Annotated in this window: 15 protein-coding genes and 4 tRNA genes; all 19 read left to right on the forward strand. The window is 35.1% G+C overall.

Going from position 1 to position 17,948, the window contains the following annotated elements:
* Positions 1 to 93: 93 nt before the first annotated feature.
* Positions 94 to 969: a helix-hairpin-helix domain-containing protein gene (locus tag J2Y38_RS20585; protein ID WP_309846320.1), complete on the forward strand. Its 876-nt coding sequence runs from the start codon at positions 94 to 96 to the stop codon at positions 967 to 969.
* 14 nt (positions 970 to 983) lie between these two features.
* On the forward strand, positions 984 to 2,126 hold the full coding sequence (locus J2Y38_RS20590; protein WP_309846322.1) for an acyl-CoA dehydrogenase family protein: 1,143 nt from the start codon (positions 984 to 986) through the stop codon (positions 2,124 to 2,126).
* A 141-nt stretch (positions 2,127 to 2,267) separates the two neighbouring features.
* The gene (gene rpsU / locus J2Y38_RS20595) at positions 2,268 to 2,462 is read left to right on the forward strand and encodes a 30S ribosomal protein S21 (RefSeq protein ID WP_012024008.1); all 195 of its coding nucleotides are present in this window, start codon (positions 2,268 to 2,270) and stop codon (positions 2,460 to 2,462) included.
* Positions 2,463 to 2,594: 132 nt separating this feature from the next.
* A complete protein-coding gene (locus J2Y38_RS20600; protein ID WP_309846334.1) occupies positions 2,595 to 3,488 on the forward strand; it encodes a tyrosine-type recombinase/integrase in 894 nt (297 codons plus the stop codon).
* Positions 3,489 to 3,522: 34 nt separating this feature from the next.
* The gene (gene hpf / locus J2Y38_RS20605; RefSeq protein ID WP_053472330.1) at positions 3,523 to 3,825 is read left to right on the forward strand and encodes a ribosome hibernation-promoting factor, HPF/YfiA family; all 303 of its coding nucleotides are present in this window, start codon (positions 3,523 to 3,525) and stop codon (positions 3,823 to 3,825) included.
* A 90-nt stretch (positions 3,826 to 3,915) separates the two neighbouring features.
* Positions 3,916 to 3,989 (forward strand) — tRNA-Thr (locus tag J2Y38_RS20610).
* Positions 3,990 to 4,110: 121 nt separating this feature from the next.
* A tRNA-Tyr gene (locus J2Y38_RS20615) sits at positions 4,111 to 4,191 on the forward strand.
* 88 nt (positions 4,192 to 4,279) lie between these two features.
* A tRNA-Thr gene (locus tag J2Y38_RS20620) sits at positions 4,280 to 4,351 on the forward strand.
* A gap of 55 nt (positions 4,352 to 4,406) precedes the next feature.
* On the forward strand, positions 4,407 to 5,594 hold the full coding sequence (tuf, locus tag J2Y38_RS20625) for an elongation factor Tu (protein ID WP_053472306.1): 1,188 nt from the start codon (positions 4,407 to 4,409) through the stop codon (positions 5,592 to 5,594).
* A gap of 60 nt (positions 5,595 to 5,654) precedes the next feature.
* Positions 5,655 to 5,725, forward strand: a tRNA-Trp gene (locus J2Y38_RS20630).
* An 18-nt stretch (positions 5,726 to 5,743) separates the two neighbouring features.
* Entirely contained in the window at positions 5,744 to 5,941 is a 198-nt protein-coding gene (gene secE / locus J2Y38_RS20635; protein WP_008466927.1) for a preprotein translocase subunit SecE, read from the forward strand.
* A 10-nt stretch (positions 5,942 to 5,951) separates the two neighbouring features.
* A complete protein-coding gene (gene nusG / locus J2Y38_RS20640) occupies positions 5,952 to 6,503 on the forward strand; it encodes a transcription termination/antitermination protein NusG (protein WP_031456759.1) in 552 nt (183 codons plus the stop codon).
* Positions 6,504 to 6,568: 65 nt separating this feature from the next.
* The gene (gene rplK, locus J2Y38_RS20645) at positions 6,569 to 7,006 is read left to right on the forward strand and encodes a 50S ribosomal protein L11 (protein ID WP_026713295.1); all 438 of its coding nucleotides are present in this window, start codon (positions 6,569 to 6,571) and stop codon (positions 7,004 to 7,006) included.
* Between the two features lie 13 nt (positions 7,007 to 7,019).
* On the forward strand, positions 7,020 to 7,709 hold the full coding sequence (gene rplA, locus J2Y38_RS20650) for a 50S ribosomal protein L1 (protein WP_012024013.1): 690 nt from the start codon (positions 7,020 to 7,022) through the stop codon (positions 7,707 to 7,709).
* A gap of 22 nt (positions 7,710 to 7,731) precedes the next feature.
* Positions 7,732 to 8,235, forward strand: a complete 504-nt coding sequence (gene rplJ, locus J2Y38_RS20655) for a 50S ribosomal protein L10 (RefSeq protein WP_309846364.1) — start codon at positions 7,732 to 7,734, stop codon at positions 8,233 to 8,235.
* Between the two features lie 92 nt (positions 8,236 to 8,327).
* The gene (rplL, locus tag J2Y38_RS20660; protein WP_007807437.1) at positions 8,328 to 8,699 is read left to right on the forward strand and encodes a 50S ribosomal protein L7/L12; all 372 of its coding nucleotides are present in this window, start codon (positions 8,328 to 8,330) and stop codon (positions 8,697 to 8,699) included.
* Positions 8,700 to 8,964: 265 nt separating this feature from the next.
* Positions 8,965 to 12,777 (forward strand): DNA-directed RNA polymerase subunit beta, encoded by a 3,813-nt coding sequence (gene rpoB, locus J2Y38_RS20665; RefSeq protein ID WP_053472304.1) that lies wholly within the window; start codon positions 8,965 to 8,967, stop codon positions 12,775 to 12,777.
* A gap of 285 nt (positions 12,778 to 13,062) precedes the next feature.
* A complete protein-coding gene (rpoC, locus tag J2Y38_RS20670) occupies positions 13,063 to 17,370 on the forward strand; it encodes a DNA-directed RNA polymerase subunit beta' (protein WP_053472303.1) in 4,308 nt (1,435 codons plus the stop codon).
* A 10-nt stretch (positions 17,371 to 17,380) separates the two neighbouring features.
* Complete coding sequence (locus J2Y38_RS20675) at positions 17,381 to 17,692, forward strand: DUF3467 domain-containing protein (RefSeq protein WP_053472302.1); 312 nt, start codon at positions 17,381 to 17,383, stop codon at positions 17,690 to 17,692.
* Positions 17,693 to 17,948: the final 256 nt, after the last annotated feature.

A 17,948-nucleotide genomic window follows, 5' to 3' on the forward strand; every position in this document is an offset into this window, starting at 1 on the left:
ATTTTTAGTATTTTTCCTAATAAATATAAATTTTATCCCGTATTTTATACTTTTTATAATAACAATACATTTATAATAATCACAAATTTCAAGATGTTCAGTCCATATTTTAAATTTACAACCCAGCAAAGGATCGGTATTTTTTTACTTTTTATAATTATCATCGCACTACAGTTAATTTATTTCTTTGCCGATTTTAACCAGTATGAAAAAACTTTTCCCGAAGAGAATAAATGGTTGTCCTTACAAAAAGAAATAGACGAAGCAAAAGAGGCAAAATATAAGGACAAACAAAAAGTGTATACTTTCAACCCAAATTTTATTTCTGATTATAAAGGATACAAACTCGGAATGACTGTTGAAGAAATTGACCGCTTATTAGCTTTTCGAAAACAAGATAAATATGTAAACTCAGCCGAAGAATTTCAAAAAGTAACACAAATTTCAGATTCATTATTAAAGGTAATGTCTCCTTTGTTTAAATTCCCGGATTGGACACAAAAGAAAAACGATTTTAAAACAGAGAAAAAAGAATACGTTCAAAAAACGCCTTTCAAAAAAGAAAACATAATAATTAAAGATATAAATCAAGCCAGTCAGGAAGATTTAATTGCAATATATGGTATTGGCGAAGCATTGTCTGCAAGAATATTAAAACAGAAAGAAATTTTAGGAGGTTTCGTTTCTATGGAGCAGCTTGAAGAAGTTTGGGGGCTTTCGCCAGAAGTCATAGTGCAGCTAAATAGCCATTTTAAAGTAATTATGCCCTCAGGTTTTAAGAAGATTGCCATAAATGACGCGACATTAAAAGAATTATCGCAGTTTCCGTACTTTAAATATACACTTGCAAAACAAATTGTGACTTATCGAAGTATGAACGGAAATTTTAATAATATTGAGGATTTGTCAAAAATTAAAGGTTTTCCTGTTGAAAAAGCAAAAATAATTAGTTTATATTTGGAGTTCTAAAAAAATAGTAACAAATGAATTTTGATTATAACGAAATGCAGTCAATGATTGCTCAATCTATAAAAGACTTTGCAGAAAAGAATATTAAGCCCTTTATAATGGAGTGGGATGAAGCTCAGATTTTTCCGGTTGATTTATTTAAAAAATTGGGAGAAATGGGGTTTATGGGAGTTTTAGTGCCCGAAGAATATGGAGGATCTGGATTAGGTTACCACGAATATATTACGGTTATTGAAGAGATTTCAAAAGTAGACCCTTCAATTGGTTTGTCAGTTGCAGCGCATAATTCACTTTGCACCAACCATATTTTGACCTTTGGAAACGAAGAACAAAAGAAAAAATATTTACCAAAATTAGCTACTGCTGAATATATAGGAGCGTGGGGATTAACAGAACATAATACAGGATCTGATGCCGGAGGAATGAATACTACGGCCGTTAAAGACGGAGATTCCTGGATTATTAATGGAGCTAAAAATTTTATCACACATGCTATCTCTGGAGATGTAGCGGTTGTAATTGTTAGAACTGGAGAAAAAGGTGATTCTAAAGGAATGACTGCTTTTGTTTTAGAAAAAGGAATGGTAGGATTTTCATCTGGTAAAAAAGAAAATAAATTAGGAATGCGTGCAAGCGAAACTGCTGAGTTAGTTTTTGACAGCTGCCGAGTTCCGGATGCAAACAGATTAGGTGAAGTTGGACAAGGATTTGTTCAGGCAATGAAAATTCTAGACGGAGGCCGAATTTCAATTGGTGCTTTATCATTAGGAATTTCAAAAGGAGCTTATGAAGCTGCATTAAAATATTCAAAAGAAAGATATCAGTTTGGTCAGCCAATCAGCAGTTTCCAGGGGATTTCATTTAAACTAGCCGATATGGCAACAGAAATTGAAGCCTCAGAATTATTATTGCATAAAGCTGCGTACTTAAAGCAACAGCATAAACCAGTCACAACATTGGGTGCAATGGCAAAAATGTATGCTTCAGAAGCCTGCGTTAAAATTGCCAACGAAGCCGTACAGATTCACGGAGGTTATGGTTACACAAAAGATTTTCCGGTAGAGAAATTCTACAGAGATTCTAAGTTGTGTACAATTGGAGAAGGAACAACTGAAATTCAAAAATTAGTGATCTCTAGAAATTTGTTGAAAGAATAAAGAATAAAGAATAAAGAATAAAGAATGTCTGTCTATTTTCTATACTCTATTCTCTTTCAAAAAAATAATTCACAATTTATAACTCATAATTCATAATTAATTTTTACATTTGCAGCCTTAACGAGAGGAGGTGTCTATATTATGTTAATTATACCAATTAAAGACGGAGAAAATATCGATAGAGCATTAAAGCGCTATAAAAGAAAATTTGATAAAACAGGAACTGTTCGTCAATTAAGAGCACGTACTGCTTTTATTAAGCCTTCTGTTGTAAAAAGAGCTCAAATTCAAAAAGCTGCTTACATCCAAACTTTGAAAGATAGTTTAGAAAGTTAGTATTTCGCTTTTCAAAAATAATTACCGTTAGTCATCAAAAAGTTTTAACTTTGATGCTAACGGTTTTTTTATTTTAAAAATCTTCTGATGATTTATATATAATAGGTATAAATCGAAAAAAAAAACTTTCTTATGAAATCAAATAAAGAAGCTTTTCGTGATTATTTACAGTTGGAAAAAAAATATTCTCCACATACAGTTAATGCTTATTTGAATGATATTGGTTTTTTTGAAGAATTTAATAAATCTCGTTTCGAGCAGGATAATGTTGAGAAAGTTAATTATAGTCAAATAAGAAGCTGGATTGTTTCTTTAGTCGATCAGGAAATTTCTAATGTTTCCGTAAATCGAAAAATGGCTTCCTTAAAAGCTTTTTATAAATTTCTTTTAAAGATTAAGCAAATAGAGGTAAATCCAATGCTTAAACATAAAGCGCTTAAAACTCCTAAAATTGTCCAGATTCCATTTTCAGAAAAAGAAGTAAGTGATTTAATGCTTGGGGTGGATTCTCCATCTGGATTTGAAGAAATAAGAGATAAGCTTATTGTTGATCTTTTTTATACAACGGGAATGCGTCGTGCAGAATTAATAGGCTTGATGATAAAGAATGTTGATTTGTCTTCAAATCTTATTAAGGTATTGGGAAAAAGAAATAAAGAACGAATTATTCCACTTCTGCCCATTGTTGCAGATCAGATTAATTTGTATTTAAAAGAAAGAGTGGGGGTTGAAGAAATTGTAGATTCTGATTATTTTTTTATTTCGAAAAAAGGGTTAAAATTGAGTGAATCGTTTGTGTATCGATTAATAAATTGTTACTTTAGTAGGGTCTCTGAAAAGGTAAAAAAAAGTCCTCACGTGCTACGGCATACTTTTGCGACTCACTTATTAAATAACGGAGCAGATTTAAATTCAGTTAAGGAGTTATTAGGGCATTCGAGTTTGGCATCTACGCAAGTTTATACTCATAATAGTTTAGCAGAACTTAAAAAAGTTTATTCAGATGCTCATCCGAGAAATAAGTAATAACTCTGAAATGTTTAACCCTAAAATAATTATTATGAAGGTAGATGTTCATGCAGTTAACTTTACTGTCGACAGAAAATTGGTGGATTTTATTCAAGAGAGAATGGATAAGCTTGAAAAGTATTACGACCGAGTTGTTTCGGCTGATGTTTTTTTAAAAGTTGAAAGAACAAGTGATAAGGAGAATAAGGCGGTAGAGATTAAGATTAATGTTCCGGGAGATGAGTTTTTGGTTAAAAAGCAATGCAAATCGTTTGAAGAAGCAGTTGAGCTTTCGGCAGAATCTTTAGAACGTTTACTGGTAAAAAGGAAAGAAAAAATAAGAGCACATATTTAATTGAAATTTTTTTTAAAAAATGTTTTGATTCAAAGATAAAATAGCTACATTTGCAGTCCGTTAGAAATAGCGGACTTTTTTAATGTATTCGCCGATGTAGCTCAGCTGGCTAGAGCAGCTGATTTGTAATCAGCAGGTCGTGGGTTCGAGTCCCTCTATCGGCTCAAAAATATTTCAAATGCGATTTGAAATTGGTTCTTTTAAAATATTGGAAAACAAGAATTTACGGTATAAATTATGATTTAGAGTAATCGAAAATCTAGAAATTAAAACCATAAATTATTCGGGGAGATACTCAAGCGGCCAACGAGGGCAGACTGTAAATCTGCTGTGTGAACTTCGCAGGTTCGAATCCTGCTCTCCCCACAAAAAAAGAAGTTAAGATTTCGGATTTCAGATTTTAGATTTTCAAAATCTAAAATCTGAATTCAAGAATCTAAAATCAGAACTCTCTGCCGGTGTAGCTCAGGGGTAGAGTGCTTCCTTGGTAAGGAAGAGGTCTCGGGTTCAAATCCCGACATTGGCTCAAGTAAGTAGGAAATTGAAAATTAATATATAACTAAGATTAAAAATTAAGTAAAATGGCAAAGGAGAATTTTAATCGTTCCAAACCGCACTTAAACATAGGTACAATTGGACACGTGGATCACGGAAAAACTACATTAACTGCTGCAATTACAAAAGTATTGTCAGATGCTGGTTACTGTCAAGCAAAATCGTTTGATCAAATCGATAACGCTCCAGAGGAGAAAGAAAGAGGTATTACTATTAATACATCTCACGTAGAGTATGAAACAGCTAACCGTCACTACGCTCACGTTGACTGTCCAGGTCACGCGGATTACGTAAAGAACATGGTTACTGGAGCAGCTCAAATGGACGGAGCTATCTTAGTAGTTGCTGCTACAGATGGTCCAATGCCACAAACTCGTGAGCACATCCTTTTAGGACGTCAGGTTGGTATTCCAAGAATCGTTGTTTTCATGAACAAAGTGGATATGGTTGATGATGCTGAGTTGTTAGAGCTTGTTGAAATGGAAATTAGAGATTTATTATCTTTCTACGAATATGATGGAGATAATGGTCCTGTTGTTCAAGGTTCTGCTTTAGGAGGATTGAATAATGATCCTGCTTGGGTACCAAAAATCATTGAATTAATGGAAGCTGTTGATGCTTGGATCGAAGAGCCAGTGCGTGACGTTGCTAAGCCATTCTTGATGCCAGTTGAGGACGTATTTACAATTACTGGTCGTGGAACTGTTGCTACAGGTCGTATCGAAACTGGTATTGCTAATACAGGTGATGCTGTTGAAATCATTGGTATGGGAGCTGATAAATTAACTTCTACTATTACAGGAGTTGAGATGTTCCGTAAAATCCTTGATAGAGGTGAAGCTGGAGATAACGTAGGTTTATTGTTAAGAGGTATTGATAAAGAATCTATCAAAAGAGGAATGGTTATCATTAAGCCAGGATCAGTAAAACCACACGCTACTTTCAAAGCTGAGGTTTATATCTTGAAAAAAGAAGAAGGTGGACGTCATACTCCATTCCACAATAACTACCGTCCACAGTTCTATGTACGTACAACTGACGTAACAGGAGTTATTACTTTACCAGAAGGAGTAGAGATGGTAATGCCAGGAGATAACTTGACTATCAATGTTGCTTTGTTAAGCCCAATCGCAATGAGCGTAGGTTTACGTTTTGCTATCCGTGAAGGTGGTAGAACTGTAGGTGCAGGTCAGGTGACTGAAATCATAGGATAATCCTATAACAAATTATAAAAAGCCAGTTGATTTTTTTAACGAAATCACTGGCTTTTAATTACGGGCGTAGTTCAAGGGTAGAATAGCGGTCTCCAAAACCGTTGATGGGGGTTCGAATCCCTCCGCCCGTGCAATAAAAATTATATCAAATGACAAAAGTTACTAATTATTTATCAGAGGCTTTCGAAGAATTAAAGTCAAATGTTACTTGGCCAGCTTGGGCTGAAGTTCAAAAATTGACAATTGTTGTGGCTGTATTTTCGATTCTGTTCGCTTTGGCAACTTGGGGAGTAGACGAATTTTTTGCAAAAGCTTTGGCTGGATTTTTTAACTGGTTAAAAGGATAATTTTTTTGTGATGGCAGATAATAATGTGAAAAAATGGTATGTGGTTAGAGCAGTAAGCGGCCAAGAAAATAAGGTAAAAGCTTACATCGAAACCGAGATTGCCAGACTAGGGATGGAGGATTATGTTTCCCAGGTTTTAGTGCCTACTGAAAAAGTAGTTACTGTAAAAGAGGGAAAAAAGATGTCTAAGGATAAAGTATATTTTCCTGGATACGTTATGATTGAAGCTAACTTAGTTGGTGAGATACCTCATATTATTAAATCTATTACAAGTGTAATTGGTTTCTTAGGTGAGATTAAAGGAGGAGAACCTGTTCCTTTGAGATTGTCTGAGGTAAATCGTATGTTAGGTAAAGTAGATGAGCTAGCTGTAAATACAGATACTCGTGCTATTCCTTTCAGTCTAGGTGAAACAGTAAAAGTGATCGATGGTCCTTTTAATGGTTTCAATGGTACGGTTGAAAAAATCAATGAAGAAAAGCGTAAACTTGAAGTAATGGTTAAGATTTTCGGAAGAAAAACTCCATTAGAATTGAGCTTTATGCAAGTTGAAAAAGTATAATTTTTTGTTACATATAATATCTATCACAATCGCTTCCAATTGATTGTGTATTAAATTTTTTAAAAATGGCTAAAGAAATTAGTAAGGTAGTTAAACTACAAGTTAAGGGAGGTGCTGCGAACCCGTCGCCACCGGTTGGACCTGCTTTAGGAGCTGCTGGGGTTAATATCATGGAGTTCTGTAAGCAATTTAATGCTAGAACTCAGGATAAACCTGGCAAAATTTGTCCAGTGCAAATCACTGTGTACAAAGACAAATCATTCGATTTTGTTGTTAAGACTCCTCCAGCAGCAGTTCAGTTAATGGAAGCTGCAAAGCTAAAATCTGGTTCTGGTGAGCCTAATCGTAAAAAAGTAGCTAGTGTTACTTGGGAACAAATTAGAGCTATTGCTGAAGACAAAATGCCTGACTTAAATGCTTTTACAGTAGAAAAAGCAATGAGTATGGTTGCTGGAACAGCTAGATCTATGGGTATAACTGTATCAGGAGATGCTCCTTTTTAATTAAGAAAAAGACATGGCAAAATTAACAAAAAAGCAAAAAGAGGCTGCTTCAAAAATTGAAAAGAACAAATTATACTCTCTAAAAGATGCTGCGGCATTATTGAAAGTTGTTGCTTCTGCAAAATTTGATGAGTCTGTAGATATCGCAGTGCGTTTGGGTGTTGATCCAAGAAAAGCGAATCAAATGGTAAGAGGTGTGGTAACTTTACCTCACGGAACAGGAAAGGATGTTAAAGTATTAGCATTGGTTACTCCAGATAAAGAGGCTGAAGCAAGAGAAGCTGGAGCAGATCACGTTGGTCTTGATGATTACTTACAAAAAATTAAAGATGGTTGGACAGATGTTGATGTTATTATCACTATGCCGGCTGTTATGGGTAAATTAGGTCCATTAGGTCGTATTTTAGGACCTAGAGGTTTAATGCCAAACCCTAAAACAGGTACTGTAACTATGGATGTTGCAAAAGCTGTTCAAGAGGTTAAAGCTGGTAAAATTGACTTTAAAGTTGATAAAACTGGTATCGTTCACGCAGGAATTGGTAAAGTTTCTTTTGGAGCTGAGCAAATTGTTGACAACGCACACGAAATTATTCAAACATTAATAAAACTTAAACCAACTGCTGCTAAAGGTACATACATTAAGGGTATTCACCTTACAAGCACAATGAGTCCTGCTATTGCATTAGACCCAAAAGCAGTATAATTGGTAGTTAAAAATTTTTAGTATGACTAGAGAAGAAAAATCAATCGCGATTGAAAATTTAACTGCGCAGTTAGCTGGTACAAATATCATTTATGTATCTGATATTTCTGGTTTAAACGCAGAAACAACTTCAAGCTTACGTAGAGCTTGCTTTAAAGCAGGTATCAAATTAGAAGTTGTAAAGAACACTTTGCTTGCAAAAGCAATGGAAGCTTCTTCTACTGATTATGGTGACTTACCTTCAGTTTTGACTGGTAATAGTGCTATTTTCATTTCTGATGTAGCTAATGCTCCTGGAAAAATCATTAAAGATTTCCGTAAGAAATCTGATAAACCAGTTTTAAAAGGTGCTTTCATTAACAATGAAGTTTACATTGGAGATAACCAATTAGATGCACTAGCAACTATCAAGTCTAAAGAAGAGTTAATTGGAGAAATCATTGGATTATTACAATCTCCAGCTCAAAGAATTATTTCTGCTTTACAAAACAAATTCGCAGGAAGCGAAGAAGGAACGGAAGCATAATAATCAAAGCAGGGAAGCTTGCTTCCTTGTTGCTTAATTAGCGCACAATAAATAAATTATATTTTTACAAATCATTTTAAACGATAGAAAAAATGGCAGATTTGAAACAATTCGCAGAACAATTAGTTAACTTAACAGTTAAAGAAGTTAACGAATTAGCAACAATATTAAAAGACGAGTATGGTATCGAGCCTGCTGCTGCAGCTGTAGTAGTTGCTGCTGGTGGTGGAGAAGGTGCTGCTGAAGAAGCACAAACTGAATTTACAGTTGTATTAAAAGAAGCTGGTGCTTCTAAATTAGCAGTTGTAAAATTAGTTAAAGAACTTACAGGTTTAGGTTTGAAAGAAGCTAAAGATGTAGTTGACGGAGCTCCAAGCAACGTTAAAGAAGGTGTTTCTAAAGAAGAGGCTGAAGGTCTTAAAAAATCATTAGAAGAAGCTGGAGCTGTAGTTGAGCTTAAATAATTCAACTCAGTTTTAAGAACTAGGTTTAGGTCCTGAGTTAACACTCAAAGGCCTAAACCATTTTTCGTATAATAAAATACATTAAATTTTATTATCAAATAGTTTAAAATACGAAAAAGTTTTTGATCAATACGAAGAAAAAAAATAGAACTGATTTTATCTGTTTATTTTTAAAGATGTATTGATTTTAAAAAGAAAGTATAAACTAAGCACTGTGTTTTTACACAAAAAAATTACTTTTTTTTAATCAAAATTTTGTCCATTGATGATAACAAATCAGACTGAAAGATTGAATTTTGCCTCTACAAAAAACATTCCTGACTATCCGGATTTCTTGGATGTTCAGGTTAAATCTTTTAAGGATTTCTTCCAATTAGAAACGAAATCTGACGAAAGAGGCAACGAAGGGTTATACAATACCTTCATGGAAAACTTCCCAATTACAGATACAAGAAACAACTTTGTATTGGAATTCCTAGATTATTTTGTTGATCCGCCACGTTATACAATTCAAGAATGTATAGAGAGAGGTCTTACTTATAGTGTGCCTTTAAAAGCCAGGTTAAAACTATACTGTACAGATCCAGAACACGAAGATTTTGAAACAATTGTACAAGATGTATATCTTGGAACAATACCTTATATGACTCCTAGTGGTACTTTTGTAATCAATGGTGCCGAGCGTGTAGTAGTATCGCAATTACACCGTTCTCCTGGGGTTTTCTTTGGACAGTCATTCCACGCAAATGGAACTAAACTTTATTCTGCGAGAGTAATTCCTTTTAAAGGATCTTGGATAGAATTCTCTACAGATATTAACAGCGTAATGTACGCTTATATCGATAGAAAGAAAAAATTACCTGTAACAACTTTATTCCGTGCTATTGGTTTCGAAAGAGATAAGGATATCCTTGAAATTTTCGACTTAGCAGAAGAGATTAAAGTTTCTAAAACTGGTATTAAGAAATATATTGGAAGAAGACTTGCTGCACGTGTATTGAACACATGGCACGAGGATTTCGTTGATGAGGATACTGGTGAGGTAGTTTCTATCGAACGTAACGAAATCATCCTTGATCGTGATACAATTATCGACAAAGATAATGTTGAAGAGATCATCGATTCTAACGTTAAATCTATCTTGTTACACAAAGAGGATAATAACCAAGCAGATTATGCTATTATCCACAATACGTTACAAAAAGATCCAACAAACTCTGAAAAAGAAGCTGTAGAGCACATTTACCGTCAGTTGCGTAACGCTGAACCGCCTGATGAGGAAACTGCTCGTGGTATTATAGATAAATTGTTCTTCTCTGATCAACGTTATAACTTAGGTGAAGTTGGTCGTTACAGAATGAACAAAAAATTAGATTTAGATATCCCTATGGATAAGCAAGTGCTTACCAAAGAAGATATCATTACAATCGTAAAATATTTGATCGAATTGATCAACTCTAAAGCAGAGATTGATGATATTGATCACTTATCAAACCGTCGTGTTAGAACAGTTGGTGAACAATTGTCTCAACAATTCGGTGTTGGTTTAGCACGTATGGCTAGAACTATTCGTGAGAGAATGAACGTTAGAGATAACGAGGTGTTTACACCAATTGATTTGATCAATGCTAAAACATTATCATCAGTTATCAACTCTTTCTTTGGTACTAACCAGTTATCTCAATTTATGGATCAAACGAATCCACTAGCTGAGATTACACACAAAAGAAGACTTTCTGCACTTGGACCAGGTGGACTTTCGAGAGAGAGAGCTGGTTTCGAGGTTCGTGACGTTCACTATACTCACTATGGTCGTTTATGTCCGATTGAAACTCCTGAGGGACCAAACATTGGTTTGATTTCATCTCTTGGTGTTTATGCAAAAGTAAACGGAATGGGATTCATCGAAACTCCATACCGTAAAGTAACTAATGGTGTAGTTGATTTAGAAAGTACTCCAATTTACTTAAGTGCTGAAGAAGAAGAAGGTAAAATGATTGCTCAGGCAAACATTGAAATGGATGAAACTGGTAAAATTACAGCTAGCAATGTTATTGCTCGTGAGGAAGGTGACTTCCCGGTTGTTGAACCATCTGTAGTTCATTATACAGACGTTGCTCCTAATCAGATCGCTTCGATTTCTGCGTCATTGATTCCTTTCTTGGAGCATGATGATGCGAACCGTGCGTTGATGGGATCAAACATGATGCGTCAGGCAGTTCCTTTGATCCGTCCTGAAGCACCAATTGTAGGTACAGGTTTAGAGCGTCAGGTAGCTTCAGATTCAAGAGTATTAATCAATGCTGAAGGGCATGGAACTGTTGAATATGTTGATGCTAATATCATTACTATTAAATACGATCGTACGGAAGACGAGAGAATGGTTAGTTTTGATGCTGATGAGAAAACATACAACCTTATTAAATTTAGAAAAACCAATCAAGGTACAAGTATTAACTTGAAACCAATCGTAAGAAAAGGTGACAGAGTTATTCCTGGACAAGTATTATCAGAAGGATATGCTACTCAAAATGGTGAATTAGCTTTAGGTAGAAACTTAAAAGTTGCGTTCATGCCATGGAAAGGGTACAACTTCGAGGATGCGATTGTAATTTCTGAAAAAGTAGTTCGTGATGATATTTTTACATCTATCCACGTTGATGATTATTCATTAGAGGTTAGAGATACTAAATTAGGAAATGAAGAGTTAACAAACGATATTCCTAACGTTTCTGAAGAAGCTACTAAAGATTTAGATGAAAACGGTATGATTAGAATTGGAGCAGAGGTTAAACCTGGCGACATTTTGATCGGAAAAATTACACCAAAAGGAGAATCAGATCCTACTCCAGAAGAGAAATTGCTTCGTGCAATCTTCGGGGATAAAGCAGGTGATGTAAAAGATGCTTCATTAAAAGCTTCTCCATCTTTACACGGTGTAGTTCTTGACAAAAAATTATTTGCAAGAGCCGTAAAAGATAAACGTAAACGTACTCAGGATAAAGATGCTTTAGGCGCTTTAGAAATGGAATTTGAAACTAAATTTGTTGAATTAAAAGACAGATTAGTTGAGAAATTATTCTTGATCGTTAACGGAAAAACATCTCAAGGTGTAATGAATGATTTGGGTGAAGAAGTTTTACCAAAAGGTAAAAAATATACTCAAAAAATGCTTTACGCAGTAGAAGATTTTGCTCACTTAAGCAAAGGTCAATGGGTTGCTGATGATGCTACAAATAAAATGGTTAATGATTTAATTCATAACTATAAAATTAAGCTGAACGACTTACAAGGATCTTTAAGAAGAGAAAAATTCACTATTACAGTTGGAGATGAATTACCATCTGGAATCTTGAAATTGGCTAAAATCTATATCGCTAAAAAACGTAAGTTGAAAGTAGGGGATAAAATGGCAGGACGTCACGGTAACAAAGGTATTGTTGCAAGAATCGTTCGTCATGAAGATATGCCTTTCTTAGAGGATGGAACACCGGTAGATATCGTATTGAATCCACTTGGGGTACCTTCACGTATGAACATTGGTCAGATTTATGAAACTGTTCTTGGATGGGCTGGTATGAACTTGGGTAGAAAATTTGCTACTCCAATCTTCGACGGTGCTTCTCTTGACGAAATCAATGCTTTGACTGATGAGGCTAACGTACCACGTTTTGGACATACATACCTTTATGATGGTGGAACTGGAGAGCGTTTTGCACAAAAAGCAACTGTGGGTGTAATTTACATGCTTAAATTAGGACACATGGTTGATGATAAGATGCACGCACGTTCTATCGGACCATACTCATTAATTACGCAGCAGCCACTTGGAGGTAAAGCTCAATTTGGAGGTCAGCGTTTTGGAGAGATGGAGGTTTGGGCACTTGAGGCTTATGGAGCTTCTAGTACTTTACGTGAAATCTTAACTGTTAAGTCTGATGACGTTATTGGTAGAGCTAAAACTTACGAGGCTATCGTTAAGGGTGAAACTATGCCAGAACCAGGTTTACCAGAATCATTCAATGTATTAATGCACGAATTGAAAGGTCTAGGATTAGATCTTCGTTTGGAAGAATAAAAATAATTTTCAGTGATAGTCTCAGTATTCGACGTAAATCGAAAACTGAGACTTAAGCTGTTTACTAAAGTTTAAGTTTTTAAGATTTATACCCGTAACCCGTTCCGATTTTTTATAATAATGCAAGACATTTTATAACTAGCGCTTCAAACTAAGTTTGAAGTTTAGAGAAGTAACTCGTGGTAAGCGTAATGATTTAACTCTTTTTAAAAGGGAACTTTTTTAAAGATGTAGATTGTGAATCTAAATCAATTTTTAATAGCAAGTAAATCAATAGTAAAAACTATGATGAATAATAGAAATAATAAAGATAAGAATCCAATTAAAAGATTTAACAAAATCTCTATTGGATTGGCTTCACCAGAATCTATCTTGAAAGAATCAAGAGGAGAGGTTTTAAAGCCAGAAACAATCAACTACAGAACTCACAAACCAGAGCGTGACGGACTTTTCTGCGAAAGAATCTTCGGACCTGTTAAGGATTTTGAATGTGCTTGTGGTAAATATAAAAGAATTCGTTACAAAGGTATCATTTGCGACCGTTGTGGTGTTGAAGTTACAGAGAAAAAAGTACGTCGTGATAGAGTAGGACACATCAACCTTGTTGTGCCAATTGCTCATATCTGGTACTTCCGTTCTCTTCCAAACAAAATTGGTTATATCCTTGGTCTTCCATCTAAGAAATTAGATATGATCATTTACTACGAAAGATACGTAGTAATCCAAGCTGGTATTGCTAAAAATGCAGATGGAGAATCTTTACAAAGACTAGATTTCTTAACTGAAGAAGAATATTTAAATATTTTAGATACTCTTCCACAAGAAAACCAATATTTAGATGATTTAGATCCTAATAAATTTGTTGCCAAAATGGGAGCAGAGTGTATTATGGATTTATTGGCTCGTATTGACTTAGATGCTTTATCTTATGAATTAAGACACAGCGCTAACAACGAAACATCTAAACAACGTAAAACTGAAGCTTTAAAAAGATTACAAGTTGTGGAGTCTTTCCGTGAGTCTAACGAAAACCGCGAAAACCGTCCAGAATGGATGATTATGAAAGTGGTTCCAGTTATCCCACCAGAATTACGTCCGCTTGTGCCGCTTGATGGAGGTCGTTTTGCAACTTCAGATTTGAACGACTTATACCGTCGTGTAATCATCCGTAACAATCGTTTGAAAAGATTAATGGAGATTAAAGCTCCTGAAGTTATCTTAAGAAACGAGAAACGTATGTTACAAGAATCTGTGGATTCATTATTTGATAACACTCGTAAAGCTTCTGCTGTTAAAACAGAATCTAACAGACCATTAAAATCATTATCTGACTCATTAAAAGGTAAGCAAGGACGTTTCCGTCAAAACTTACTTGGAAAACGTGTGGATTATTCTGCTCGTTCGGTAATTGTTGTTGGTCCTGAGCTAAAATTATTCGAGTGCGGATTGCCAAAAGATATGGCATCTGAGTTATACAAACCTTTCGTTATCCGTAAATTGATTGAAAGAGGTATTGTAAAAACAGTAAAATCTGCTAAGAAAATCATTGACAAAAAAGAGCCGGTAGTTTGGGATATTTTAGAAAATGTAATTAAAGGACACCCAGTATTACTGAACCGTGCTCCTACTTTGCACAGACTTGGTATTCAGGCTTTCCAGCCAAAATTAATTGAAGGGAAAGCGATCCAGTTACACCCATTAGTATGTACGGCTTTCAACGCCGATTTCGATGGTGACCAGATGGCGGTTCACTTACCTTTAGGACCAGAAGCTATTTTAGAGGCTCAATTATTAATGTTGGCTTCTCACAATATCTTGAACCCTGCAAATGGAGCTCCTATTACGGTACCATCTCAGGACATGGTTTTGGGTCTATATTATATGACCAAAGAACGTATTTCTACAGAAGATCACATTATTTTAGGTCAGGATTTGACTTTCTATTCTGCTGAAGAAGTAAACATTGCATTAAACGAAGGAAGATTAGAATTGAATGCTCGTGTTAAAATTAGAGCAAAAGATTTTAATGATGCTGGAGAATTAGTGTACAAAATTATTCAAACAACTGCAGGACGTGTATTATTTAATGAAGTAGTACCTGAAGCAGCTGGATATATCAATGATGTATTGACTAAGAAAAACCTTAGAGATATTATTGGGCACATTTTAAGTGTGACTGATGTACCTACAACGGCAGCTTTCTTGGATAATATGAAAGATATGGGTTATAAATTCGCATTTAGAGGAGGTTTATCATTCTCTTTAGGTGATATTAGAATTCCAGAACAAAAAACAAAATTAATTGCAGATGCCAGAGAGCAAGTTGAAGGTATTTCTGTGAATTATAACATGGGTCTTATTACCAATAACGAACGTTACAACCAAGTTATTGACGTATGGACTTCAGCAAATGCTCAGTTAACAGAATTAGCAATGAAAAATATTAGAGAAGACCAACAAGGTTTCAACTCTGTATATATGATGCTTGACTCTGGGGCGAGGGGTTCTAAGGAACAGATTCGTCAGTTAACTGGTATGCGTGGTTTGATGGCTAAGCCTAAAAAATCTACTGCTGGTGGTGGTGAGATTATTGAAAACCCGATTCTTTCTAACTTTAAGGAAGGTCTTTCGATTCTTGAGTACTTTATTTCTACTCACGGTGCTCGTAAAGGACTTGCGGATACGGCTCTTAAAACGGCCGATGCCGGATACTTAACAAGAAGGCTTCATGACGTTTCTCAAGATGTTATTGTTAACATCGAAGATTGTGGAACTTTAAGAGGTGTTGAAGTTTCTGCATTGAAGAAAAATGAGGAAATCGTTGAATCATTAGGAGAAAGAATTTTAGGACGTGTTGCGTTGCAAGATGTTATAAATCCACTTACTAATGAGGTAATGGTTCAATCTGGACAACAAATTACTGAAGCAATTATGAGAACTATCGAAGCTTCTCCAATTGAAAAAGTAGAGGTTAGATCTCCATTAACTTGTGAGGCTTTAAAAGGTATTTGTGCTAAATGTTACGGTAGAAACTTAGCTACTGGTAAGATGACACAAAGAGGAGAAGCTGTAGGAGTTATTGCAGCTCAGTCTATTGGAGAGCCAGGTACACAGTTAACACTTCGTACGTTCCACGTTGGAGGGGTTGCTGGAGGAATTTCTGAAGAATCTAGTATCATTACAAGATTCAACGGTAGACTTGAGATTGAAGATTTAAAAACTGTTAAAGGTGAAGACAGCGAAGGTAATGCGGTAGATATCGTAGTATCACGTTCAACTGAATTAAAATTAGTTGATGAGAAAACTGGAATCGTCTTAAATACACATAACATTCCTTATGGTTCTAGTATCTTTGTTAAAGATGGAGAAACTGTTGCTAAAGGAACTGTAATCTGTAAGTGGGACCCTTATAATGGTGTAATTGTTTCTGAATTTACTGGTAAGATTGCTTACGAGGATTTAGAGCAAGGACAATCATTCATGGTAGAGATCGATGAGCAGACTGGTTTCCAGGAAAAAGTAATTTCTGAGGCTAGAAACAAAAAATTAATCCCAACTTTATTGGTTTACGGTAAAGAAGGTGAATTAATTCGTTCTTACAACTTACCAGTAGGTGCACACTTAATGGTTGAAAACGGTGAGAAAATTAAAGCAGGTAAAGTATTAGTAAAAATCCCACGTCGTTCTTCTAAAGCAGGCGATATCACGGGAGGTTTACCAAGAATTACCGAGTTGCTTGAGGCTCGTAACCCTTCAAACCCAGCAGTTGTATCTGAAATTGATGGTGTTGTTTCTTTTGGAAAAATCAAAAGAGGTAACCGTGAGATCGTTATCGAATCTAAATTTGGTGAAATTAAAAAGTATTTAGTTAAACTTTCTAGCCAAATCTTAGTACAAGAAAATGACTTCGTAAGAGCGGGAGTTCCATTGTCTGACGGTGCAATTACACCAGATGATATCTTAAGAATTCAAGGGCCGGCTGCTGTTCAACAGTACTTGGTAAATGAAATTCAAGAGGTTTACCGTTTACAAGGGGTAAAAATTAATGACAAGCACTTTGAGGTAGTTATTCGTCAAATGATGCGTAAAGTAAGAGTTCAAGATCCAGGAGATACATTATTCCTAGAAGATCAATTAATTCACACTAAAGATTTCATCGTTCAAAACGATAAATTATACGGTATGAAAGTAGTTGAAGACGCTGGAGATTCTGCTGTATTGAAACCAGGTCAGATTATTTCACCTCGTGAGTTACGTGATGAGAATTCATTATTGAAACGAAATGATAAAAATCTTGTTGTAGCAAGAGACGTAATTACTGCAACTGCAACGCCAGTTCTTCAAGGTATTACAAGAGCTTCGTTACAAACTAAATCATTCATTTCTGCGGCTTCATTCCAGGAGACAACGAAAGTACTTAACGAAGCTGCAGTAGCTGGTAAAGTAGATGATCTAGAAGGATTAAAAGAAAATGTAATTGTTGGACACAGAATTCCTGCGGGAACTGGTATGAGAGAATATGATAACACTATCGTAGGATCTAAAGACGATTACAATGAAATGATGGCTAATAAAGAAGAATACATTTATTAATTAGGAAACTATGAGTAATCCGAAACAACAACAAGAGCAAATTAACATTGAGTTAGACGAAAGTATTGCAGAAGGAATTTATTCTAATCTTGCGATTATCAATCACTCATCATCAGAGTTTGTTTTAGATTTTGTCAGCATTATGCCGGGTATTCCTAAAGCCAAGGTAAAGTCAAGAATTGTCTTGACACCACAACATGCTAAAAGATTATTAAGAGCAATAGGTGAAAATATCCATAGATTTGAGGCCGCTCACGGCGAAATCAAAGAAACGGAACAAGCACCAATACCGCTTAATTTTGGTCCGGCAGGACAAGCATAAATTTTAAAGCCCCATTTTAATGGGGCTTTTTTTTGCTGTAGAGTTACAATAAATGTAGTTAATCTGATTTAATATACTTTAATCGACTAAATTTTCCTTCGTGGTTATATTGTTCTAATTTGGCTCTGCCTATGAAAGATTAATTTTTGAAATATAATGACTTAGTAAGGTTGATTTAATTCAAATTAAAAAAAAGCGCTAATCAAATTAGCGCTTTTTTTATGCCTAAAAATGAATAAATCAATTTATAATTTGA

It is taken from the genome of Flavobacterium sp. 2755 (genome assembly GCF_031455715.1).
Lineage (GTDB): Bacteria > Bacteroidota > Bacteroidia > Flavobacteriales > Flavobacteriaceae > Flavobacterium.